We start from the raw sequence: 20838 nt of genomic DNA on the forward strand, positions 1-20838 counted from the left end.
TCAGATGATAGAGGCGGAGCACCTGACCAAGTACTATCCTCCCCCGTTCCGGGGCTTCTTCGACCTGAAGAGCATAAAGGACTTTCTAGGTAAGCCGAGGGAGGAGATTCCGGCCCTAGTGGATTTGAACTTCAGGGTTCGGGAGGGGGAAATATTCGGCCTCCTCGGCCCGAACGGTGCGGGAAAGACGACCCTCTGTAAAATTGCCAACGGCCTGCTGGAGCCGAGTTCTGGGAGGTTGCTCATAGACGGCCATGACAGCTTCCGGGAGCACGGCAAGGTTGCGGGCAAGATGTTCACGGTTTTCACTGGCGAGAGGGACATGTGGGGCATATTCCAGTGGCGTTTAAGCATTCAGAGGAACCTCCGGTTCATTGCGAGGCTCTGGAAGGTTCCGGAGGGGGAGATAGGGGAGCGCATAGAGTACGCGCTCAAGCTGTTGAACCTGTGGGAGAAGAGGGACGAGTGGTACCAGAAGCTCTCGGCCGGAATGAAGCAGAAGGTTTACATCGCCTCCGCCTTGGTGGTGAGGCCGAAGTACCTCATACTCGACGAGCCGACGGTTTTTCTCGACGTCATAACCAAGGGTGAGATACACGACGCGATACTGACTATGGCAAGGGACTTCAGGACCACGGTCCTGCTCACCACCCACGATCTAGGGGAGGCCGAGAAGCTGAGTGACAGGGTTCTGCTCTTCAACAAGAGGCCTATCCTGGAGGGAAAGCCCGAGGAGATAAGTAGAAAGCTTAGGGTTCCAGTTGATAAGAAGGTTGTGGCCCTGGTGGAGGGAAAATTCGACTGCAACTGTGACGGTCTTGTGAAGTGCACCTTTAAGAACGGCTATACTCATCTCGTTGCGTATCTTAAGGTTGACGAAGTTGATGAGTTCGTGAGGTTTCTCTCCTTGAAAGGTGCCCTTCAGATTAAGGTGGAGGATCTATCACTTGAGGACGTGTTTTTACTTATCTTTGATAATAGGTTATTTGGGGGATGATGATTTTTCGTGGAATTTCTGTAAATTTGTTGAACAATTGGTAATAACCTATAATGGATTTTTGGAGCTTTTGAAGTATTCTCTTATGAATACCTCTCTCAGATGGGGTGGTGCTTTTAGGAGGGCTTCGACTAGTTGTTTTTGAAAGTTGATTTGCTGGGGAACTCCGGTTTTTTCAAACTCTTCTTTGAATGGTTTTCCATACTTTATAGACCTGAAGAGAGCATGGGAGGAAATTATGGAGGGTCTTATTCCTTCGCCAGTTAGGGGGTACACTGCCCCCAGCGCCTCTCCTATAACTGGATACTTAAAATTGTACAACTCCTCTTTTATGCCTCCGGCATAAATGTGTGCGCCTTCTTTTCTTTCAATTTTTGTGTATCTAAAACGCTCATCATTTTTAATGAAAGAGTCAAGTCTCGCTTTCAATTCGTCATGGCTTAAAAATCCTCCAATGCCCACATCTGCTTTATTTCCTCGTGGGAATACCCAGATGTAGCCGACGAAATCAGTGTAAAACCTAATTTCTATAATATCATCTTCGATTTTGGCATCTTTAAGTATATATTGGTACGTCAGAAACTTCCACTTGCTTTCATTATGAAATATGCTTCCTGTTGCAATCACAGTGATATCACCGTCTCTCGTTCTTAGTTCTGGCTCTTGTCCCTTAAATTTGATGGATTTGCCTAGTTTAACGTCCACTCCATCCAAAAGCCATTTAATGAATGATGGTTTGTTGAGTATATACCCCTGCGGTAATCTTTGATAATTTTCACTCAGTAGCTTATTGTTAAGATATATCTTTTGTCCATATATCTTGTTTAAAATGACTTCCTCTGGAATTTTGATATATTTTTCCAAACTTCTTGGAACTGCCCAAGCACAGGGTTTTGCTCCGGGGGATTTCCTTATTTCATAACCTCTTACTTTAAATTCATCTTTAAGGTAGTAAGCTAAAGATGCCCCTGCCGGTCCTACACCAACTATGTGAATCATTGGCATCACTTATTCTAATTGGACAAATAACTTATTAATTAAGTTTTTGCTAAACCTTTTGCCAGTATGACACAAGGAAAAAAAAAGATTTTCAACATACTTACAACATTAAGAGCGAAAAAGTTAAATACGATATAGTGACTAATATGAAACGCAAAAACTTAATGGAGGTGATGTATGATGGAGAAGCCGGAGTATGAACTGCCAAAAGTTAGGGTTTTATCTGAGGAGGGGGTTCAACCAGAGGGATGCTTCGGAGGCTCGATATCAGATCCCTGTTGTAACGACTGAATGAATGTGTAATGTGTTATCTTTGAATTTTTCCTAATATCTTTCAGTAGTCAGTAAATCGTAATGCAAAAACTTAATGGAGGTGATGAGCTATGGAGAAGTCGAAGTATGAACCGCCAAAGGTTATATCTCTGTCAGAAGACGACTGTGAACCAACAGGATGCCCGGGAGGTTGTATAAATGCGCAGTGCTGTTTTGACTAGTGGGGAGTTTTTCCTAGAAAAGTTGGGGGGTGTAATCCATGGTCATGCTAGATTATCATGCATATAGTATAGGAGTTGAGTGGCATTTAACATTCAGGTGTAATCTTAATTGTGCTCACTGTTCAGTTGCTTCTTATAGAAATGAAGAGTTTATTAATAAGGTTTATAACTTGGGTGACTTAAAGAACATCCGTGAGTTGAGATACAGCGAGTGGATACCTTTCTTAGAAATGTTGGAAAAATCCCATTATACTGCAATTCGTGTAGTTTTCTCTCCTACAAATGGAGAGTCAACAGTACATCCTGATTTTGTGGATATATGGAACACATTGTCGGATATTAAAAATGTGTCGTCCTTGTGGATAGCTACTAATGGAACAATCTTATGGAAATATTTAGATAAGATGGATTTGACGAAACTGGGGCGTATTACCTTTAGTATTGATGGTGGAACTGCAGAAGTGCATGAAAAAATAAGGGGAAGAGGCACGTTTGATTCACTTTGGAAATCAATTGAACTTATTGATAGTTTGAAACATGATGATCCAGGCTTTTATCTTCAGGTAAACTATGTTATTAATGGGTTAAATGCGGATTCTCTTAAGAATTTACCCCATCTATTTAGACACATAAAAAGCAAAGTAATCATAAATGTATTCCCAATTGACATTTCCAGTGGAAATGCTCGTGTTAATTATAAGTTATTGAGTATCTCCTGGGACGAAGTTGAAAAAAACTTCGCTAAAATGTACGCTGAACTAAAAAAAATTAACTATGAACGAAACCAAGAAAACTTGCCCCCAATAAAGGTGTATATGCATGAGGTTTCTAGCAGAGTATTTCGGTTATTTAAACGTTTAAATGGTCTTTCATTGAAAGATTTTAGCTTTAATATACAATCTACACAAAGCACTTGGAAAAGCTGTGCAGCATACAATAAAAGAAGAATATATTTGGATCCCTATGGGAATGTGTACCCATGTGGCAAATTTGCAGAGCCAATATTTAGAAAAATTTTCTATGGGGAAAACGGGTATTATGCTGTCCCAAATATCATGGATGGGCTTGTTACTATTGAGGACATCCTAAACTCTGAATTTTTTGTAATGGCGAGGAGGTGGATAGATGAGTTATATGAAAAAATACCATGTAGAAATTGCCCTTTAAAGACTTCTTGTCCATTCTGCCCAGTAGCGGCATACTACGGAGGTGTCAAAGATGAATGTCTCAAAATTTAAATTAAAGGAGTTTTGTATTATTACCGAAGACAATTTTTTAGTGAATCTCTCCACAGGAAGAGTATACGAACTTAATACTACGGCAAGAGATTTTATATCATTGTTGCAAGAAGGCAGAGACTTTGAGCAGGCATGTCAGGAGATTTCAAGGAAATATTCTATCCCCCTAGAACAAGTTCGTAAAGATTTTTTGGAATTTGTGAATCAACTTAGAGAGCTTGAGATAATAGATCTGTAACATAGTAACATATTTAGGACAATATACAGATTGAAGGTGAGCAAAATGGAAAAGAGTGGTGTAGTGTTGGGTATAGACATTGGATCATCTCATATCAAGACGACTACTCTACACATTTCTTCAAAAAAGATTGACTTTAACGTGTATCCTATTTCATACATTACTGGTAAGCTCAAGCTATCTGGCACGATGAAGGGGAGAATAGAGAAGCTTATTATTCCAGCATTGGATGCGACACTTTCAAAATATTCAAAGAAGTATGATACCGTATATGTGAATTTGGTAACGTCACTAGAAGCTGCTGCCCCGTGGTATGACTATTTATCAAAATTTAAAGAAATTGAAATAAAATATGAAAATGTAATTCTTCACACTATGACCAACAGTCTTTCGGTTGAACAACTGACTTCTCTCAAATCTTGGCAGTATATGTCTTCAATACACGCTGTTAGATATATTGCGGAAAAACTCTTGGAAAATGGAATGTTAATACATATGAACTCCGCTTCTACTTTATTTATCCCGGTGCTTTCTGGACGGGCCATCCCTATGGAAATACATTATTCTTCTGGTGTCGCCTTATGGGTTGGAGCGCTATACACTCCGCTACCTAGTGTATCTAGCAATGTGTTAGTATTTGGTAAAAAATCTCCTTCTTCTCCAACTACAAATATTAAACTTTATAAGGCCTTATCTCTCATAGCTAAAACAGAGGTTGCTCGAGCATTAAAAGAATATAAATCCCCGTATCAGATAGACTCTATTAACTCTTCTGAAATGATTTTACAATTTATTGGATGTTTTCCTAACAAAAAATATCTGAACAAAATCACAAATACGCCGTACAATCTACACAATCAGGCAAAAATTTCGACATTTTATATTTATAGCACCTATCTAAACAAAATTCTTGAAAATGTCCTCATGGTTCTTTCTGAGGTAGATATTCCGATAGATACTGCAAAATTCTTAGTAAGTGGAATCGGGAAAGATCTCATACTTAAGGATGCCCTGTATCTGTTTGCTGATCAATTAGTGGACATTGAGACTTATATACCAAAACCATATTGTATCTTTCTCGAATCATTTGGTGCCGCACTTTCGTTATATGAGTATCTCACTAGCGAAAAAATAAGCTTGACAGCGGGTCAGTTTTGGCAAACATTCAATGGTGGTGAAAATGATCGAAGCCCAGAACGTTGAGAAGGTGTATGAGTTTGGCAAAGTTCGGGCTTTAAAGGGGATTAACCTGAAGTTCGAGGAGGGGAGGTTTTACATCATAGCCGGCGCTTCGGGGAGCGGGAAGACCACCCTTCTCAACATCTTGACAGGCATTGACAGGCCGACGGGTGGCAGGGTCATAGTGGACGGGACCGATATGACCGCAATGGGGGAGAAAGAGCTGAGGCGCTACCGCCTGGAAAACTTCGGGATAATATTCCAGTTCTTTTACCTTGTGCCCTACCTGACCGGCCTCGAAAACGTCATGCTCCCGATGAAGTACTCCCGGAAAATCAGGAACTCCGAGGGGAGGGCGCTGGAGCTGTTGAAGCTGGTCAACGCGGAGCACTTAGCGGACAAACTGCCCGAACACATGAGCGGTGGAGAAAGGCAGAGGATTGCAATCGCGAGGGCTTTAGCTAATAAGCCGAGATACCTCTTCGCGGATGAGCCGACTGCCAATTTAGACTGGGAGAACAAGATGAGAATCTGGCGTCTGCTGAGGGAAATAAACGAGGAAGAGGGCGTTACTGTTATAGCGTCAACCCACGAGAGGGAGTTTTTCGAGTTCGCCGACGTTTTAATAATCCTCAGGGACGGTGAGGTTCATGAAGTTAAAAGTAACCCTTAGAAAGCTCAGGCACGAAAAGAAAAGGGTTGCTATTGTATTCCTGGCGTTTCTCTTTGTAAGCCTCGGTTTCAACTTTACACTCTCGGCGGTTGGCAGTATAAGCAAGGCCGTTGAGGATTTTGCCAAGCGGGGGAACGTGGAGCTTGCCGTCGAGGGGGTCACGGTCGAGGAGCTGGGCAGGTTTGGGGAAGTCGTGAACTACGTCTACTTTAACGACACGGAGGTGGAGTTCAACGGGAAAGAATACCGGGCATCGGTTGGCTACGGTGAGTTCAAGTCCCTCCACGTGAAAACACCTGAAGATGGTGCCGTTGTTTTGGCATTCCTGAGGATAAAGAAGGGCGATAGAATTAAGATTGGGGACAGGGAGTATGAAGTCAGGGCTTCGTACTACTATCTCTCAGGCGTTCCATTTGTGCTGGTAAATAAAAAGGGTCAACATCTTTACGCCCTTATGCGTTGCAACAACACGGAAGCCCTGGCCATGTTCTTAATGGAGAACGCGAAGGTTGATTATTTCCAGGTCTATGAAGACAGTGAAATTCCATACATGGACAGCTTGAAGAACATCAAAAACTTCGCAATGAGCTTTTTCTACCTGCTCCTCGGTGCCTCGCTGGTCGTCATCGTCCTCCTCACGGTGACGCACGTCAAGGGAAATGTAAGAGAGGTCGGGATTTTAAAAGCGCTGGGCCTTTCAGATTCCTTCACGTTCTCCCTCTTTGCTGGAGACTATCTTCTCATCGCTTTAACTGCATATTTGGTCGGCATTCCGCTTGGAATAAAACTCGGCCATTCCTACGTATCTTCAAGATTCCCGCTCTCAACGAGTCCGGATTGTCTCTACCCGCTGAAGTTCGATGTCATAATTCTGCTCGGCACAGCCTTAATCCTCTCGCTCCCCTACCTCTACGTTTCGAGGATTCGGACGATCGAGGCCCTGCGCTTCACCCCCAGAAAGAGCTCCCGGCTCAGGTTCTTCGCCGCCTTTTTCGTCGTTTTCTTAGCCTCCTCCTCGGCATACTTTGGCGTCAAGGGGATTGAAAACACACTAACCCTTGAACTTCCCTATAATCTTGAGGTGTGGGGTGATCCTTCGAAAATAGCACAGATTCCCGGGGAGAAGGCCGGCTATCTGAGCGGGCAAAAGGTTAACGGAATGACCACGGAGATATACTTCTTTGACTATGAAAGCATCTTTGAGAAAACCCTCATCGCCGGCCGGTGGTTCGAGAAGGAAGACGAGGCGGTCATTGAGAAGGGCCTCGCGAGGAAGCTCGGCCTGAAGGTGGGCGATACGATTAAAGTCCAGCTTCTCGGGGAGGAGAGGGAATACCGCGTTGTTGGGATAAGCGACATGTACTTCTACGACTTCAAAGCAGTGTTTCTTCCGAAGATTAACGCTGTCCCAGATAGAGTCGCCTTTCTGAACGCGGAAAACCCGGAGGAGCTAAAGGAGGAATATGAGAGGCTTGGGTTGAAGGTGCATACCATAGATGATTTAAAGAGGCAGACGGAGAACAACTTAATGCTCTTTAAGGCTGCGGCTTACGGGGTGATGGGCATAATCTTCCCCATAAGCCTCTTCGCGCTCTTCGCCTTAATTTACCTCGAAATCGAGAGCAACGAGAAGGTCTACGCAACGCTCAAAGCTGTCGGAATCCCGAACTCCCACGTCTGGAAAGAGTCCCTGAGAAAGGCTCTGCCCTCGCTGATTGCAGGCTCGCTCCTGGCCCTGCCGGTAAGCCTTAAGGTCGGGGAGTACATCGGGAATATCGTTCTGCCAGCGGAGCTTGGTGTGGGCGATTTGACTAAAATATTCCCTCTACTGCTGGTGCTTTACCCCTTCTATGGGGTCTTCATAGTTCTGCTGACGGAGAGGGCGCTTAACAGGCTTGACGTCGTTAAAGCGCTGAGGAGCTAACGGAGCTTCGGGCGGCTTTTCATTCATTTTTTGGTTTTGGGCGGTTGGAAAAATTTTAACACCCTGATAACTCCTCGGAGATAGAAAAATCTTATAAAAGTCTTTGTAGCTTCTGTCTGGAGGGATGTGGTTTAATGTCGGAGGTCGTATGGCGCGGGGCATATCCGGTGTTTACGCTCGAATCGCTGAAGCTCAAGTGGAATGTGTTCCTGCTCTACGCGATGGGATTAGCCCTTTATCCCCTCCTCGATGATGCCCGCCTCGTGTTACCCTACTTTGTTGCGGGTTTTCTCTTCGTGGCGTTCTCCGGTGATTTCTGGGAGACAGCCCAGGTTTTTCTCTCCAAGCCCTACCGGCGACTGCACCTCTTTTTTGAGCTCTTTCTCTCCAACCTACTGATTGTTTTCCTTATGATTGCCCCATTTGCTCTCTTTGACGTCCGCTCTGTGGTCTTTGCCCTTTTTGCCATTCCCTTCCTCCCGCTGGGTTATCTGACTTCCCTTGCAATTAAGAGCCCCAAAAAGGCCATGACCGCGGGCATTGTAATTTTTCTCCTGCTCACCTTTGTCCCCCCGGGAATCGTCCAGCTTAAGGCCCAGGAAAAGGCCCAGAGTGCCCTTGAGATAAAGAGCCTGGAAGACTACGAGGCTAATAAAGAAGAATATGGCAGGCTCGTTACTGAGCTTGAGAGACGTTACTCAAACTACGCCTTCTTTTCTCCCGGTGCACAGCTTGAGCTCTTCGCGAGGGACGTTGAAACTGACGACAGGGAAGATGCTTTCCTCCGGCTCTCCATAACGCTGGCCACCTTCTTGGCCCTCACTTCCCTTGCCCTTTTCCTCTTTCTTCGCTTCGAGCCGGGAACCGTTATCAAACCCTCTCTCCCTGCACTGTATATCCCCTCCCTTCCCTGGTGGATTGGAAAAGAACTCGCTGGCCTGTGGGCCTCAAGAACTTTTCAGGCCCTTCTCGTTCTCCTGATTCTTCCCGTTGACGGGACACTGAAGTCCTTCGCACTGCTATTCCTCCTGCCCCTCGCCTCCCTTGAAGTTCTCTCGGAGAACCCCGTTTTAATACTCAGCAAACCAGTTGGCAGGAGCTACCTCCTGAGGCGCTTTCTCATTACTTCCCTGCTCTTTGGAATCTCAATCCCCGTGTGCAGGTTTTCCTTTGGAGTGGCCTTCTTTTTAGCGTCCCTGACTTTCTTCATAGGACTGTTCACGAGGAAAGGTGCTCTAATCCTTATTCCGGTGCTCGCGCTCCTTTTCGCTCCGGCGATTAGCTCAGCGGAGGCGTCTCTGGTTCTTATGGTGCTCTCTGCTATCCCGCTCATCCTTTCAGCGTTCAGGCTTTCGAGGATGGACTTCAGCGCTTGGGGTGGTGTAGGATGAGGCATAGGCTCGCGCTCTTCCTCCTTTCCCTCTTCCCGGCCGTAGCGGTCGAGATAGACGTTAACAGGTTTACCGCTCACTACCCCAACGTGTCTCCCGAAAAACTCGGCTACCTGATAACGGCCGATTTGCTCTCTAAGTGGCTTCCAAACTTCATCAAGTTCCTTTTGATTCCACTCGTCTTAGTCCTTCTCCTCTCGCGCTTTGGGTCGGAATTCGAGCGGGGCAATGTCCGTTTACTCCTCTCAAAGCCCCTCACGAGGAGGCGCTACTTCCTCGGCTGGGCTCTTGAGGGGCTGAAGCTCGCACTAATTTCCGCTCTTGGGATTTCACTCTCGGGAGCGCTCGCGATGCTCGCCCACGGTCTTGAAGTTAGGGACTACATCATCGGCTCCCTCGCCCTTTCGCTCTCGCTGGTTGGTGTAGTCGGAATCGCCCTGCTCCTCCTCCCTTTAGCGACCTCCCGCGATTCGGGGGTCTTCCTCGGGCTGGGAGCGTTTGTAGTTCTCCTTCTCCTTGGAAAGTTCGATTATTCCTTCATCCCGACCGCTTATCTTGATGGGGCAATCTCCATCGGGGGGAGCGTTTCCGTCTCCCATAAGGCCGTTGGAGGACTTTTGGCCCTTTCCGTTGGCCTGTCGCTCGCGGGAATGGAGGCCTTCCGGAGGAGGGAGCTGAGGGCTTCTGAGTCTATCACCGTCCCCGGTTTTTCCTTCTCTCCACGCGGGCTCTACGGCGTTTTCCTCGGGCTGAGCCTCCAGAGCAAGCGCTTCATGGCTTTCATAGCTCTGGCAACCCTAACGGCCTTCCTTAACTTGGACATGCTTGGGGATTATTACGCCAGCTGGGGAGTCCCCGGCATTTTGAACGCCCTAATTTCGGCTTTGGCCGGTGTATTCCTCCCCTTTGTTGTCCTCCCCCTCGGGGCGGTCTCGATAGGCTCGGCCATCGAGACCGGCACTGTTAGAGTTCTGCTGAGCAAGCCGTTGAGGAGGAGGGACTTTTTCCTCGGGACGCTCCTGAGCGATATCTCTGCCGTCTTCATCGGGGCTACCCTCTATCTGGCCACCCTCGTTGCCTACGCCCTCCACCTGGGTGCCCCCCTGAGTAAAACCCTTGAGCTTGGCCTTGCCTTTGGCTCCCTCCTTTTCCTCTCGCTCGTCCAGTACTTAGCGCTCGGCTATTTGCTTTCGGCCTTTATGCGGGGCAGGAAGGCGCTTTTCGTCTCGCTGGTTCTCGCGTTCCTGCTGAGCTTTGCAGTTCCAATCGCCGTCATTGCGGCCTCAAACTCGGCGGGGGAGTCGTTAGTTGATGTTCTAGCCCGCAACTCCCTTCACGTGCCGAGTCCTAACCTGCACTACACCGTGCTTGCAAGGGCGGTTTCTCCGAAGAGAGGCCTTCCGCCGAAATCGCTATCAGAGGTTCTCAACTATCCAGGCAACCTGGCCCTGCTGGTCGTCCCGACGCTCGTTTACCTGGCAGTCTCGTGGTTAAAGTTCAGGAGAGCGGACTTGAGGTGATGCTCATGTTGAGGGTGAAAATCGGAAGTAGAGTATCTTTTTAACTCCCGCTTCTTTTATCCTTTGAGGTGTTTCAAATCAAGGTCAAAACCCTGACACGTCAGATAATCGCGCTCGCAGAAGAGCTCGGCCTTAACGCCGTCCTGGAATACAGGACGCCGGACGGCACGAGAATAGACGTTGCAATCCTTGACGGCGAGGAAAAAGTTTTGGCGATAGAGCTCGAAGCATCTTTCAAGTGGTTTCCGCAAAGGGTTCTCTACGACGTGGTTAAGGCCCACCGCGCCGGCTTTCCGGAGCTGTGGGTGATAACACCCTTCAGAGCTAGTCCTGGCTGGGTTCTCAAATACGCGGAAGAGGTTGGGCTCGTCCTCAGAATAATGGGAGAAGAAAAGGTTCTCTCAGAGCTCAGGACTTCTCTTCCTTCCGGTACTTGATGTAGATTATGTCCTCAGCGTGCCAGAAAGGTACCTGCTCGCCGACAATCCTTATCTCAGGGCTCTCGCCCTCGTATATCACCTTCCTCGTGAGTTCTTTCGGGAGCTGGAACTGGACGTAGACCTGGTTCGGCAGGCTGTCCTTGCTCACCTTAATCTTGAACGTTCCAGTTCCTCTGTACGTCTCATCTCCGTACCTGACGAGGTAGCTCGTACCCTCTGGGAATTCGATTCTCAGCTCAAATGAGCTTATCTTTGGCTCTATTTCCATCGTGAAGAGCCCGAAGCCGTCTTTTGTAATGAACGTAACGCTCTGGTTGTTCATGTAGAACACTTCTTTGTACTCGATTGTTGCTGGCGGTAGCTGGGCCGTCTGAAATGCATACGCGACGAGTGCAATGGTTATGATGGCCATAATCGCTAGGGCCTTGTTCACCGTGGTCACCTAAAAAGTGTTTGTTTCGACGTGTTATTAATACTTTTGTGTAGGTGGTTACGCCAAAAAATGGAATTCAAAGGCCGGTCGGCTCGTCTATGAAAAAGACATCGAGACCAAAGCGCTCCCTAATGAGCTTCATCAGGGCCTTGACGCCCAGCGTCTCCGTCTTGTAGTGTCCCGCAACCAAAACGCTCTGGGGCAGGTCAAGGGCCGTTAAATAATCTGCGTGGCCGAATTCGCCCGTTATCAGGAGGTCTATCCCCTTTCTGTAGGCTTCTTCCAGCGCAAAGGCACCGGCGCCGCTTATCGCACCAACTGTTTTAATAACTCTCTTCCCGAACTCGTAGGTTCTAACTGTTGTATCGAGCTTTTCCGCTATTATTTGGGCAACTTTCTCAATCGGCTGAGGTTCCTCAAACTCGCCGTAGAAGCCTATGCTCAGGCTTTTGTACTCGCCGAAGGGCCTTTTGGGCTCTAAATCGAGCAGGCGGAGCAGGCCGACGTTGTTGCCGACCTCTGGGTGCGCATCGAGGGGCAGGTGAGCCACGTAGAGGTTCAGGTCGTTCTCGATTAGCATCTTCAGCCTTTTGTAGTGGATACCTGTTATGTAGTTAAGGCCTCCCCAAATCATTCCGTGGTGCACTATCATCATGTCAGCCTTGCCCTTAACGGCCCCTTCAATGGTTTTGAGTGTTGTGTCAACGGCAAACGCTATCCTTTCGACCTCCGCCTTCCCCTCCACCTGGAGGCCGTTGCTCGACTTGTCCGGGTAAGCCGAAACCTGAAGGTAATCGTCGAGGAAAGATACAAGTTCGTTGCGGTTCATGGTTATCACCTATTCACTTGGTAAATTATTCAGTAACTGAATATGCCCCGCAAACCCTTTTAAAACCCCGCCCTACATCAAGCGAGAGGTGTTGTTATGGACGAGTTTGAAAAGGCCGTCGAGGAGCTTGCGAGACTCGTGATGAGCGGCGAGATAAAGACCCGTGAGGAGCTTAACAGGTACAAGATAGCCGTATCCAGGAAGTATCACCTCTCAAAGATTCCAGGTAATTCTGACATACTCAAGGCAATCCCCGAGGAGAGGAGGGACGAGTTCAGAGACCTGCTCAAGAGAAAGCCGACGAGGACGATAAGCGGCGTCGCGGTCGTTGCAATGATGACGAAGCCCTTTCCCTGTCCCCATGGGCGCTGTATCTACTGCCCCGGTGGGCCGAGCGTCGGCTCGCCCCAGAGTTACACCGGAAGGGAGCCTTCTGCCCTTAGGGCCGTCCAGAGCGCCTATCATCCATACATCATCATGATGCGCCGCCTCAAGCAGCTCACCGACATAGGCCACGACGTTGACAAGGTCGAGGTTATAATTCAGGGCGGGACTTTTCCGGCGGTTGATCTCGATTACCAGGAGTGGTTCGTCAAGTGCGCCTTCAAGGCGATGAACGACTTCCCGTACTTTAAGGATATAGAAAACCTCGAAGAGAAGCTGATTAGGCTGATAGTGAAGAAGGACGAGTCCGTTTTTGAGGAGGACCCGAAGTTCAAGGAAGCCTGGGAGAAAACCCACTCAAAGCCCTACTACTACCTCGAAGACGAGCAGAGGAAGAACGAGAAAGCTAAGGTTAGAATGGTCGGCCTTACCATAGAGACCCGCCCGGACTGGGCCTTCGAGAGGCACATAGACAGGATGCTCAAGCTGGGAACTACGCGCGTTGAGCTTGGCGTCCAGACGGTTTTCAACTTCATCCACGAGAGGACTAAGAGAGGTCACGGCGTCGAGGAGATAGTTAAGGCCACACAGCTCCTCCGCGATGCTGGCTTGAAGATAAACTACCACATAATGCCCGGTCTGCCGGGGAGCAACTTCGAGCGCGACCTTTACACATTCCGCACAATCTTTGAAGACCCCCGCTTCAGGCCGGACATGCTCAAAATCTACCCGACGCTCGTCACGAGGGACGCCCCCCTCTACCGCTGGTGGAAGGAAGGCAAGTACCGCCCCTACCATACTGAGGAGGCCGTGGAGCTCCTCGTCGAGGCCTACAAGCTCTTCCCGAAGTGGGTTCGCGTCATGAGAATTCAGCGCGACATTCCAGTCCAGCTCATCGTTGACGGCGTCAAGCACTCCAACCTGGGCCAGCTCGTCCTCAACGAGCTGATAAAGCGTGGCATAAGGCCGAGGGAGATTCGCTTTAGGGAAGTCGGCCACATGATGGAGAAGTTCGGAATCCAGCCCGAGGTCGAGCACATCAAGCTCCTCCGCGAGGACTACGATGCCGCTGGCGGAAGGGAAATCTTTCTGAGCTTTGAGGACGTTAAGAACGATATCCTGATAGGCTTCCTCCGCCTGAGGATTCCGAGCGAGAAAGCCCACAGGAAGGAGATAAACTGCTGTCCCTCGGCCATAGTCAGGGAGCTCCACGTTTACGGCCCGCTCGTGCCGATAGGTGGGAAGCCGAGGTACGAGTGGCAGCACCGGGGCTACGGAAGGGAGCTTCTGGCCGAGGCAGAGAGAATAGCGAGGGAGGAGTTCGACGTCAAGAAGATGCTCGTCATAAGCGGTGTTGGCGTCAGGGAGTACTACAGGAAGTTCGGCTACCGTAAGAACGGGCCCTACGTTGCAAAGAGGCTCGACAGGAGCTACGCTGATTACAAAAAGAGTAAGGAGTTCGACGCCCACCTGAACACTTAAGCTTAAGCCAGAACTCCGCTTTTTTCTTTCTCAACTTTAGCCGCCAGCGCTATCGCTATGAAGTTCGCACCGCTCATCAGCAGGTCAACTGAGACGAACAGTCCGATTGCCCAGAGGCTTGACCAAGGCCACTGGAGCACTATCATTGCGCCTAGGAGGATTGTGACGACGCCTGAGAGGATCATCAGGGCCCACTTGGTTGACGTCCTTGTTCTGGAAGGCCACGCCGATCCTTATCGCGCCTATCGCTATCAGCGAGAACCCGAGGACGAGCGTCAGCACTGTCGTCGCGAGAACGGGATTCTCAAGGGTCGCTATACCGCCGATAACGTAGATAATGCCCATGAGAATGTGCAGGCCCCTGCTCTTCCAGTCCTTCGTTTTGGCGATTCCCTGCGCAATCTGGAGCGCTCCACCAACGACCATGAACGCTCCGAACACCGCAACGCTCGTTATCGTCATCAGCGGCAGGAGGAGCAGTCCCGCGACTCCAAGTGTTGTGAATATCACGCCAAGCACGAGCATCCATGCCCAGTTCTTCTTGAGCTCACCGGATTCCATGGAACCACCTCCCAACTTTTTTCACCAAAAGTAACTTTAAGTCCTTAAAAAGTTTTCTGTGGAAAAGTTAGTAAAATGGGGGAAAAGAAGAGAACGGGGCTTAACGCCTTCCGTACTTCCTCAGCAGGAGCCCGAGCACGAGGAGTGCTCCCAGGATTATGGCCATTCCCAAGTACGTCTGACCGCTTCCCTTATTTACGGTGACTCTGAGGCTCGTCTCTCTGCTCTTCTGGTCGCTGACGGCCTTTACTGTGATAACGTAGTCTCCCGCGTCGGTGTTTTCGGGAACCGTCACCTCCAACGTAAACTCGACTTCCTCGTCCCTTCCGAGGGAGGGCACTTTGCGGGGCTCCACCTTTACGTTCCACCCTTTGGGGGCCTCTACCTCCAGCCTGACGTTGGTCAGCGGGCTGGTTCCCGTGTTGTACACCCTAACGGAGGTCTTTGCCTCGTCTCCCGCCTCTACCTTCAGGCTGTACCTTTCCAGGGTCGCGGTCATCCCGTAGCTGCCCGTCAGCCTTGCCGTGAGGTCTATTTCCCTGCTCTCCCCGCTTCCCTCGGAGGTCACGCTGAGTTTTGAGCTGTACGTCCCGAGCTCGGCCGTGTCTGGGGGTATCAAGATTACGTAGAGGTGCTTTTCTTCTCCCGCCTTCACGTAGGCGCTCGTTATTCCCGTGTGAGAGGTGGGGTCTTCAACCACCATTCCGCCCCAGTTCTCTGGCACCTGCAGGCTCAATGAGTACGTGTCGTCCTGCGTTCCGAGGTTCTTCAGGACAACGGGGTAGATGAACGTCTGCCCAAGCACCTGGCTCTTTGAGGGCTCCGGAGCGCTCACCTCAAGGTAGTAGGGGAGCTTCTGCATGCTTACTTGGAGCTCTCCTTTCCTGCCCGCCCTTATCTCGACGTTTTTCTCAACCTCTCTGTAGGCCTCCTTTGAAATCCGGACGGTGTAGCTCCCTTCGGGGGCCTCTATAACTGCCGTCCCGTCGGAGAGCGTCTTTGCTTCCGCAACCATCTCCCCGCCCCGTAGAAGCTCAACCCTTGCGCCGGCGATGTACGACCCGGACTCCCTGTCTGTGACCTTGATTGAGAGCGTCCCGTTTTCTCCCGCGTGGGTTCTGTTCACGTACACTCCGAGCCGCTCTTCCGCGTCTCCTGCCTTTACGGTGATGTTGTACATTCCAACCCCTGCATCGCTCGGGACTTCTACCACCAGCGCCACCGTGCTCTCGCCGGAGACCCTAACCGCCCGAACCGGCTCTCCACCTGCGAGGAACTTTGCTCTCCATCCTTCGGGCATGTCAGCGTTCAGAAATACCACAGTGGGAGACGGCGAGGTAAGGACAAGCTGGAACTGGACGCTTTCGCCGGCTTCCACTTCCTTGACGGGGTAGTCGCACAGAACCCTAATACCATCGCCCTTTATCGTGACGTAGAGGGGCATTTGGCTTTCGCCGGCGCGGAAGGTGAGCTCAAACCTGCCAGTCTCGGCGGACGTTTTCACGACTATGGTGACCTGGGCGCTCTCGCCGTGTCTGAGGTAGACGCCGTTGATATCCGAGCTTCCGTCGGTTATTCTGGCGCTCCACCCCGGCGGGACATCAACCGAGAGCGGGACGAAAGCGTCGCCGCCTTCGTTCTTCACGGTAACCTGGAACGAGATCTCCCCACCTGGTGCCGTTATTTTGCTTGGAAACTGGGCCTCCAGGACTATGTTTCCTGGGGAATCCTCAACGCGGACGTCATCACCGATAAGGATTATGCGAACCGTGCCCTCGTTGTATTTGAGGCTCCCCGCCGTTAGATTCAATCCTTCGGCGATTTCCACCGTGTCCCCAAAGGAGAGCACGTAGGTTGTCCCGTTTACTCTGATGGCCGCCCTCCCGTCGCTCGAAAAGTCCACGAACTCAACTGGAATTCCGTTGACCCTTATGCTCTGGCCAACGTGGAGGGTTACGGTGATTGCTTTGGCAGACGCTACCGGCGTGACCAAGAGGAGAAAAAGAATCAGAGCGAGGGCCTTTTTCATTCCCATCACCTTATCTCAGCTCTAACAAAGCCGAGGTACGCCGCAACGAAGCCCACGACGAGATACGCCATCATGAAGACTATCTCCTTCTTTGCAAAGGACAGGCTCTCTGCCAGGCTGTACGTTGGCTCTTCGGAGTCGTCCATTCCAATCGGGAACATGACGTCTTCCCATGAGCGTGCGTGGGGGTTCAGGACGTACTGGGATATCTGCTCGAAGTCCGCCTGCGGCGACAGGCTGCTAATTGTCTCAACGGTCTCGAAGTATTTCTTGTTCCACTCCTTCATTTGCTCCTCGTATTCTTCCCACAGCTTCTCCTGCTCTTTCAGCTGTTCCAGCGTCATGTTCTCAAAGTTACCTGGGTCGTACGTGGGGGGCTGTGGTCGCGGGCCGGCCACGTGGTCCGCCACTATCGGAGCTATGGACTCAAAAACTACCGTGACCGCCAGGAAGAGCACGAGGGCGTACATCAGGGCGCTGCCGCTGGACTTGGAGTGTGCCGAGAACGCCACGGCTATCCCGAAGAACACCAGGAGGTAGACGTATGCAAAGACGAAGTAAACTGCCAGCCTCGTGACCGATGTGCTGTCCACGTTAACTCCCATCCACATCAGCGCTCCGAGGATAACGAGGAACGTTATGAAGACCGCCACGGCGAGCGTAACGGCACCGCCTATGAGCTTGCCAAGTATTATCTGGTCTCTGTAGACGGGGTGCCCCATGAGGACTTTCAGGGTTCTCTCCTCCCTCTCTCTGGTTATGGCGTCAAAGCCGAGGGCAAGGGCGAATATTCCCCCCGCGAGGCCCAGGTAATGCGTGACGCCCCACATGACCTCATAGACCTCTGGGCTTTCTCCTTCCTCGGTCATCCACGACATCATGCCCGTCTTTACCTGGACCAGCGCGAGCAGGGTTATGAGGAGCAGGAACCCGAAGAGAACCAAGAAGCGCCTGCTGGTTATGTAGTCGCGGAACTCTTTGGCCGCTATAGCTCCTATCATTCTCTCTCCCTCCCGTAAACCAGCTCAAGAAAGACCTCCTCGAGGGTCGGCTCGTGGAGGTGGATGTCGGTGACGGTGTAACCCATTCCCGTCAGCTCCCTAATCAGGTCTTCGCGGACGTCCCGTGAGGCGTATACGGTTATCCTGTTCGGTCCTTCCCTGTGCCAGTCAGTAACCTCCGTGCTCAGCCCGCTTATTTCGAGCGGCTGCTTCGTCTCCACGGTTATGACGACCCTTCCCTCAATGAACTTCCGCTTAATCTCCTCCTGACTGCCGCTTGCGAGGAGTTTTCCCCGGGAGATTATGCCGATTTCATCGCTAACCTCCTCGACCTCCGGGAGTATGTGTGACGAGAAGAACACTGTCTTTCCGTCCTTTTTCAGCTCCCTTATAAGCTCCCTCATCTCGATGACTCCGCGCGGGTCGAGGCCGTTGGTCGGCTCGTCAAGGAAGAGCACTTCTGGGTCGTTTATGAGGGCCTGTGCGAGTAAAAGGCGCTGCTTCATGCCTGTGGAGAACTCCCCGGCCTTCTTGTTCGCGACTTCTCTGAGCCCGACGAGGTCGAGCAGTTCCTTTGCTCTCTTCTCGGCCTCGTTCCGGGGCATCCGGTAGAACTTGGAAAAGTACAGGAGGTTGTCGAGGGCGCTCATGTTCGGGTAGAGGCCCCCCTCAGCCGGCATGAACCCGGTTATCCTCTTGACTTCGACTGGCTTTTCCATCACGTTGATTCCTGCTATGTACGCCGTCCCCTCCGTGGGCTCCACGAGGCCCAGGAGCATGAGGATTGTCGTTGTTTTGCCCGCCCCGTTGGGGCCCAGGAACCCGTAAACGGTGCCTTTCTTGACCTTGAGGTTGAGGTGGTCAACTGCGACTGTTCCATTGTAAACTTTAGTCAAGTTTTCTGTCTCTATTGCGTACACATGAACCACCATATGGGGGAAAAACTCTGGGACATATAAACCTTTCTGAAATTAAATCGTCGTTAGTAAAGCAAAGGTTTTTATCTGTGCTGAGAACTCGCCTTATGCGCTTCAAACCGAGACCCTTCAACGAACTCATTGGCTTCCGCTGTCTCTACTGCCTCGACTGCTGCAGGGGGAGACACATCTACCTGACCCTAAAGGATATAGAGCGAATAACTAAAGCTGGCTATGACCCTCAGGACTTCGTAACGTTCTCAATTGAGGGCGACAAGGTGCGCTTCGTTTTAGCTGTGAGGGAGTGGGACTTGGGCTGTGTCTTCCACGACCCTGAGACTGGTAAGTGCACGATTCACAAAGTTAGGCCTCTCATATGCCGCATCTACCCGTTTATGGTTTCAAGAAAGCCCCTCGGCGTGGAAGGGGAAAAGCCCTTCCACTACAGAGGCCAGGAGCTCTGGCTCTACTACGACGGGAGCTGTCTAGGAGTAAACGCCGACGAGCCTGAAACAACAATAACGCCTGAAGAGATAGCGGAGCTCGGCCTTGAGTTCGAGGAGGAGTTTGAGAGAACTGATATAGAGGGTTTCTCGGAGCTTTTGGAGGGGCTCGAAGGCTAAGCTTTTAAGCCCCCTGCCGATGTCAGAAACATGAGCAAGGAACTCCGCTACCGACGGGCTTCGGCCTGGGAGTACGACTTAATCCTCCGCGAGGCCGAGAAGTACGGTGAGCTTGAGCACCACTTCTTCGCCGTCGTTGAGGGTAGGTTCAGGGACGTTTACGCCGTCAACGGGAGGGTGTGGGCCGAGATTGAGGGCCTAAAAATCAAGCCCTACGCCTACGGAACCTTCGTCGGCACGATTAAGGTTGATAAGAACCTCGTGGAAAAGTTTTACCCCAACGTCGAGTTCTTCTACTTCGTTGAGGTCGAGAAGAACTACGCGGTTCTAAGCCCAAAGGCGGGCTTTCTGTTCACGACTGGCAAGGACGTGCCTAGGAGCGGTGTCCGAAAATACGTCTGGCAGGGGACTAAGAAGCTGGTAATATACGACGAGAACGGCGTTATCCTCGGTATCGGTAGGATAAACCCTGAGAGCAACCGGAAGTTCATTCTCAACGTCACTGACATCGGGGAGTTTCTGAGGAGGAACCGCTGAATTCAAATCGGTCCAGTGCCTCATGCTGCTTAAAAATCCCCAAGGTGGGCAGAGCACCATGGGTTTCCACCGAGAATACCTTGCAGAGTTGGATTTATACGTATAGTACTATGAAGATACTTTTGTTTAACAAAAGTTTTATATGGTTCAACTTTGCTCATTACATTCAACGGGCGTTAAACAGTCGAAACTCTTTTAAACTCTTATAAGTTAGTAAGACTTCGAAAAGGCCACCGAGAAACAACCCGACGAGATGAGGGGTTTCGCGTTACCCTCCAGCATTGGAGGGTTGACGCCGTAAGGCGTCCTCTCAAGACTGCCCGCTGTGGCAGTCAAAAGCTCTGATGGGTGGCCTCTAAAATGATAACCCCGAACCGCTCTGCGGTAGGGGTAACGGGCCTTAGACCGGGCCTGCGGGCTGGAGCCGAAACCGGCAACGGGAGTAGGTGATGGGCCCGCAAACCCTCCCGTCAATGGCTAGGGTAGTTCGTTAGAACCCTTGCCCTTTAGGGCGGGGAGGAGGTCAGAGTGAATGCCTTTAACGGAGGTGATATGTGTGAAAAATCCTGTGAAACTTGGATTGCTCCTCTGTCTTGTTAGTTTGGTCTCTCTGGCCAGCGTATCGGCATGGAGCTCGAAGGCTGTCTCTTCCTCATCAGGATGCTGGAGAATGTATGACCATGACGCGGACACCCCCCAGTGGGCCCCAGATGAATGGGTCTGGGCGGGTGTCTCAGGATGGCTTAACATATGCGATGGAAAAATAACCGTAGACACTTCAACCGTGAGGCATGTTGCATACTGGTCCGGCGTCAAGGTGGACAGGTCGCGGGTGGTAAAATACACCGGAGCAAGGGTTTCATACACAAAGATACCCTACGAGAGGTACAATGGTGATACCGGGGAGGCCTTTGCGCTGATTCCTCACTTCTACAAGCACTGACTCGGG

At 50.5% G+C, this 20838-nt stretch carries 20 protein-coding genes; 13 read left to right on the forward strand and 7 right to left on the reverse strand.

Annotation, left to right across the window (positions count from 1 at the left end; all coding sequences use genetic code 11):
- Window positions 1-4 precede the first annotated feature (4 nt).
- The gene (locus TEU_RS02900; RefSeq protein ID WP_050002363.1) at window positions 5-997 is read left to right on the forward strand and encodes an ABC transporter ATP-binding protein; all 993 of its coding nucleotides are present in this window, start codon (window positions 5-7) and stop codon (window positions 995-997) included.
- Between the two features lie 48 nt (window positions 998-1045).
- On the opposite strand, the gene TEU_RS02905 is transcribed toward TEU_RS02900, so the two are convergent.
- A complete protein-coding gene (locus TEU_RS02905; RefSeq protein WP_144244803.1) occupies window positions 1046-2002 on the reverse strand; it encodes a geranylgeranyl reductase family protein in 957 nt (318 codons plus the stop codon).
- A 526-nt stretch (window positions 2003-2528) separates the two neighbouring features.
- Between TEU_RS02905 and TEU_RS02910 the strand changes: the two genes are divergently transcribed.
- The 8 genes from TEU_RS02910 to TEU_RS02945 all read left to right on the forward strand — a co-directional run bounded on the left by TEU_RS02910 (window position 2529) and on the right by TEU_RS02945 (window position 11090).
- Window positions 2529-3728, forward strand: a complete 1200-nt coding sequence (locus TEU_RS02910; RefSeq protein WP_050002365.1) for a radical SAM protein — start codon at window positions 2529-2531, stop codon at window positions 3726-3728.
- On the forward strand, window positions 3709-3966 hold the full coding sequence (locus TEU_RS02915) for a PqqD family protein (protein WP_050002366.1): 258 nt from the start codon (window positions 3709-3711) through the stop codon (window positions 3964-3966). Before TEU_RS02910 ends, TEU_RS02915 begins: the two co-directional genes overlap by 20 nt.
- A 45-nt stretch (window positions 3967-4011) precedes the next feature.
- Entirely contained in the window at window positions 4012-5169 is a 1158-nt protein-coding gene (locus TEU_RS02920; RefSeq protein WP_050002367.1) for a hypothetical protein, read from the forward strand.
- A complete protein-coding gene (locus tag TEU_RS02925; RefSeq protein ID WP_050002368.1) occupies window positions 5147-5818 on the forward strand; it encodes an ABC transporter ATP-binding protein in 672 nt (223 codons plus the stop codon). The genes TEU_RS02920 and TEU_RS02925 overlap by 23 nt, the downstream gene beginning before the upstream one ends.
- Window positions 5796-7742 carry an ABC transporter permease gene (locus TEU_RS02930; RefSeq protein WP_050002369.1) on the forward strand — a complete coding sequence of 649 codons (1947 nt, stop codon included), beginning with the start codon at window positions 5796-5798 and terminating at the stop codon, window positions 7740-7742. The genes TEU_RS02925 and TEU_RS02930 overlap by 23 nt, the downstream gene beginning before the upstream one ends.
- Before the next feature lie 134 nt (window positions 7743-7876).
- Window positions 7877-9133, forward strand: a complete 1257-nt coding sequence (locus TEU_RS02935) for a hypothetical protein (RefSeq protein WP_050002370.1) — start codon at window positions 7877-7879, stop codon at window positions 9131-9133.
- The gene (locus TEU_RS02940; protein WP_050002371.1) at window positions 9130-10653 is read left to right on the forward strand and encodes an ABC transporter permease subunit; all 1524 of its coding nucleotides are present in this window, start codon (window positions 9130-9132) and stop codon (window positions 10651-10653) included. The genes TEU_RS02935 and TEU_RS02940 overlap by 4 nt, the downstream gene beginning before the upstream one ends.
- Before the next feature lie 68 nt (window positions 10654-10721).
- Window positions 10722-11090, forward strand: a complete 369-nt coding sequence (locus tag TEU_RS02945) for a hypothetical protein (RefSeq protein ID WP_050002372.1) — start codon at window positions 10722-10724, stop codon at window positions 11088-11090.
- On the opposite strand, the gene TEU_RS02950 is transcribed toward TEU_RS02945, so the two are convergent.
- Window positions 11062-11535 (reverse strand): hypothetical protein, encoded by a 474-nt coding sequence (locus TEU_RS02950; protein ID WP_227738759.1) that lies wholly within the window; start codon window positions 11533-11535, stop codon window positions 11062-11064. The two genes, TEU_RS02945 and TEU_RS02950, sit on opposite strands and share 29 nt — an antisense overlap.
- Window positions 11536-11602: 67 nt before the next feature.
- Complete coding sequence (locus tag TEU_RS02955; protein WP_050002374.1) at window positions 11603-12355, reverse strand: Nif3-like dinuclear metal center hexameric protein; 753 nt, start codon at window positions 12353-12355, stop codon at window positions 11603-11605.
- Window positions 12356-12451: 96 nt separating this feature from the next.
- On the opposite strand from TEU_RS02955, the gene TEU_RS02960 reads away from it, so the two are divergent.
- On the forward strand, window positions 12452-14221 hold the full coding sequence (locus TEU_RS02960; RefSeq protein ID WP_050002375.1) for a tRNA uridine(34) 5-carboxymethylaminomethyl modification radical SAM/GNAT enzyme Elp3: 1770 nt from the start codon (window positions 12452-12454) through the stop codon (window positions 14219-14221).
- Window positions 14222-14305: 84 nt separating this feature from the next.
- Here the strand turns inward: TEU_RS02960 and TEU_RS02965 are convergent, their stop codons facing one another.
- The 4 genes from TEU_RS02965 to TEU_RS02980 all read right to left on the reverse strand — a co-directional run bounded on the left by TEU_RS02965 (window position 14306) and on the right by TEU_RS02980 (window position 18744).
- Window positions 14306-14782, reverse strand: a complete 477-nt coding sequence (locus TEU_RS02965) for an HdeD family acid-resistance protein (protein WP_227738760.1) — start codon at window positions 14780-14782, stop codon at window positions 14306-14308.
- A 100-nt stretch (window positions 14783-14882) separates the two neighbouring features.
- Window positions 14883-16817, reverse strand: coding sequence for an NEW3 domain-containing protein (locus TEU_RS02970; RefSeq protein WP_081947189.1), 1935 nt, complete (start codon window positions 16815-16817; stop codon window positions 14883-14885).
- Window positions 16817-17812 (reverse strand): ABC transporter permease, encoded by a 996-nt coding sequence (locus TEU_RS02975; protein WP_050002377.1) that lies wholly within the window; start codon window positions 17810-17812, stop codon window positions 16817-16819. Before TEU_RS02975 ends, TEU_RS02970 begins: the two co-directional genes overlap by 1 nt.
- Entirely contained in the window at window positions 17809-18744 is a 936-nt protein-coding gene (locus TEU_RS02980; protein WP_081947190.1) for an ABC transporter ATP-binding protein, read from the reverse strand. The genes TEU_RS02975 and TEU_RS02980 overlap by 4 nt, the downstream gene beginning before the upstream one ends.
- Window positions 18745-18836: 92 nt before the next feature.
- On the opposite strand from TEU_RS02980, the gene TEU_RS02985 reads away from it, so the two are divergent.
- The 3 genes from TEU_RS02985 (at window position 18837) to TEU_RS02995 (ending at window position 20832) form a co-directional block, all read left to right on the forward strand.
- Entirely contained in the window at window positions 18837-19352 is a 516-nt protein-coding gene (locus TEU_RS02985; RefSeq protein ID WP_050002379.1) for a YkgJ family cysteine cluster protein, read from the forward strand.
- 30 nt (window positions 19353-19382) lie between these two features.
- On the forward strand, window positions 19383-19889 hold the full coding sequence (locus TEU_RS02990; protein ID WP_050002380.1) for a PUA domain-containing protein: 507 nt from the start codon (window positions 19383-19385) through the stop codon (window positions 19887-19889).
- A 670-nt stretch (window positions 19890-20559) separates the two neighbouring features.
- Window positions 20560-20832, forward strand: a complete 273-nt coding sequence (locus tag TEU_RS02995) for a hypothetical protein (RefSeq protein WP_050002381.1) — start codon at window positions 20560-20562, stop codon at window positions 20830-20832.
- Window positions 20833-20838: the final 6 nt, after the last annotated feature.

Source organism: Thermococcus eurythermalis, assembly GCF_000769655.1.
Lineage (GTDB): Archaea > Methanobacteriota_B > Thermococci > Thermococcales > Thermococcaceae > Thermococcus > Thermococcus eurythermalis.

What these genes read in the sequence shown, in the direction of transcription:
- TEU_RS02900 (WP_050002363.1), top strand. Translation starts at nt 5, where the DNA reads ATGATAGAGGCGGAGCACCTGACCAAGTACTATCCTCCCCCGTTCCGG.
- TEU_RS02905 (WP_144244803.1), bottom strand. Translation starts at nt 2,002, where the DNA reads ATGCCAATGATTCACATAGTTGGTGTAGGACCGGCAGGGGCATCTTTA.
- TEU_RS02910 (WP_050002365.1), top strand. Translation starts at nt 2,529, where the DNA reads ATGGTCATGCTAGATTATCATGCATATAGTATAGGAGTTGAGTGGCAT.
- TEU_RS02915 (WP_050002366.1), top strand. Translation starts at nt 3,709, where the DNA reads ATGAATGTCTCAAAATTTAAATTAAAGGAGTTTTGTATTATTACCGAA.
- TEU_RS02920 (WP_050002367.1), top strand. Translation starts at nt 4,012, where the DNA reads ATGGAAAAGAGTGGTGTAGTGTTGGGTATAGACATTGGATCATCTCAT.
- TEU_RS02925 (WP_050002368.1), top strand. Translation starts at nt 5,147, where the DNA reads ATGATCGAAGCCCAGAACGTTGAGAAGGTGTATGAGTTTGGCAAAGTT.
- TEU_RS02930 (WP_050002369.1), top strand. Translation starts at nt 5,796, where the DNA reads ATGAAGTTAAAAGTAACCCTTAGAAAGCTCAGGCACGAAAAGAAAAGG.
- TEU_RS02935 (WP_050002370.1), top strand. Translation starts at nt 7,877, where the DNA reads ATGTCGGAGGTCGTATGGCGCGGGGCATATCCGGTGTTTACGCTCGAA.
- TEU_RS02940 (WP_050002371.1), top strand. Translation starts at nt 9,130, where the DNA reads ATGAGGCATAGGCTCGCGCTCTTCCTCCTTTCCCTCTTCCCGGCCGTA.
- TEU_RS02955 (WP_050002374.1), bottom strand. Translation starts at nt 12,355, where the DNA reads ATGAACCGCAACGAACTTGTATCTTTCCTCGACGATTACCTTCAGGTT.
- TEU_RS02960 (WP_050002375.1), top strand. Translation starts at nt 12,452, where the DNA reads ATGGACGAGTTTGAAAAGGCCGTCGAGGAGCTTGCGAGACTCGTGATG.
- TEU_RS02965 (WP_227738760.1), bottom strand. Translation starts at nt 14,782, where the DNA reads ATGGAATCCGGTGAGCTCAAGAAGAACTGGGCATGGATGCTCGTGCTT.
- TEU_RS02970 (WP_081947189.1), bottom strand. Translation starts at nt 16,817, where the DNA reads ATGGGAATGAAAAAGGCCCTCGCTCTGATTCTTTTTCTCCTCTTGGTC.
- TEU_RS02975 (WP_050002377.1), bottom strand. Translation starts at nt 17,812, where the DNA reads ATGATAGGAGCTATAGCGGCCAAAGAGTTCCGCGACTACATAACCAGC.
- TEU_RS02980 (WP_081947190.1), bottom strand. Translation starts at nt 18,744, where the DNA reads ATGGTGGTTCATGTGTACGCAATAGAGACAGAAAACTTGACTAAAGTT.
- TEU_RS02985 (WP_050002379.1), top strand. Translation starts at nt 18,837, where the DNA reads ATGCGCTTCAAACCGAGACCCTTCAACGAACTCATTGGCTTCCGCTGT.
- TEU_RS02990 (WP_050002380.1), top strand. Translation starts at nt 19,383, where the DNA reads ATGAGCAAGGAACTCCGCTACCGACGGGCTTCGGCCTGGGAGTACGAC.
- TEU_RS02995 (WP_050002381.1), top strand. Translation starts at nt 20,560, where the DNA reads ATGTATGACCATGACGCGGACACCCCCCAGTGGGCCCCAGATGAATGG.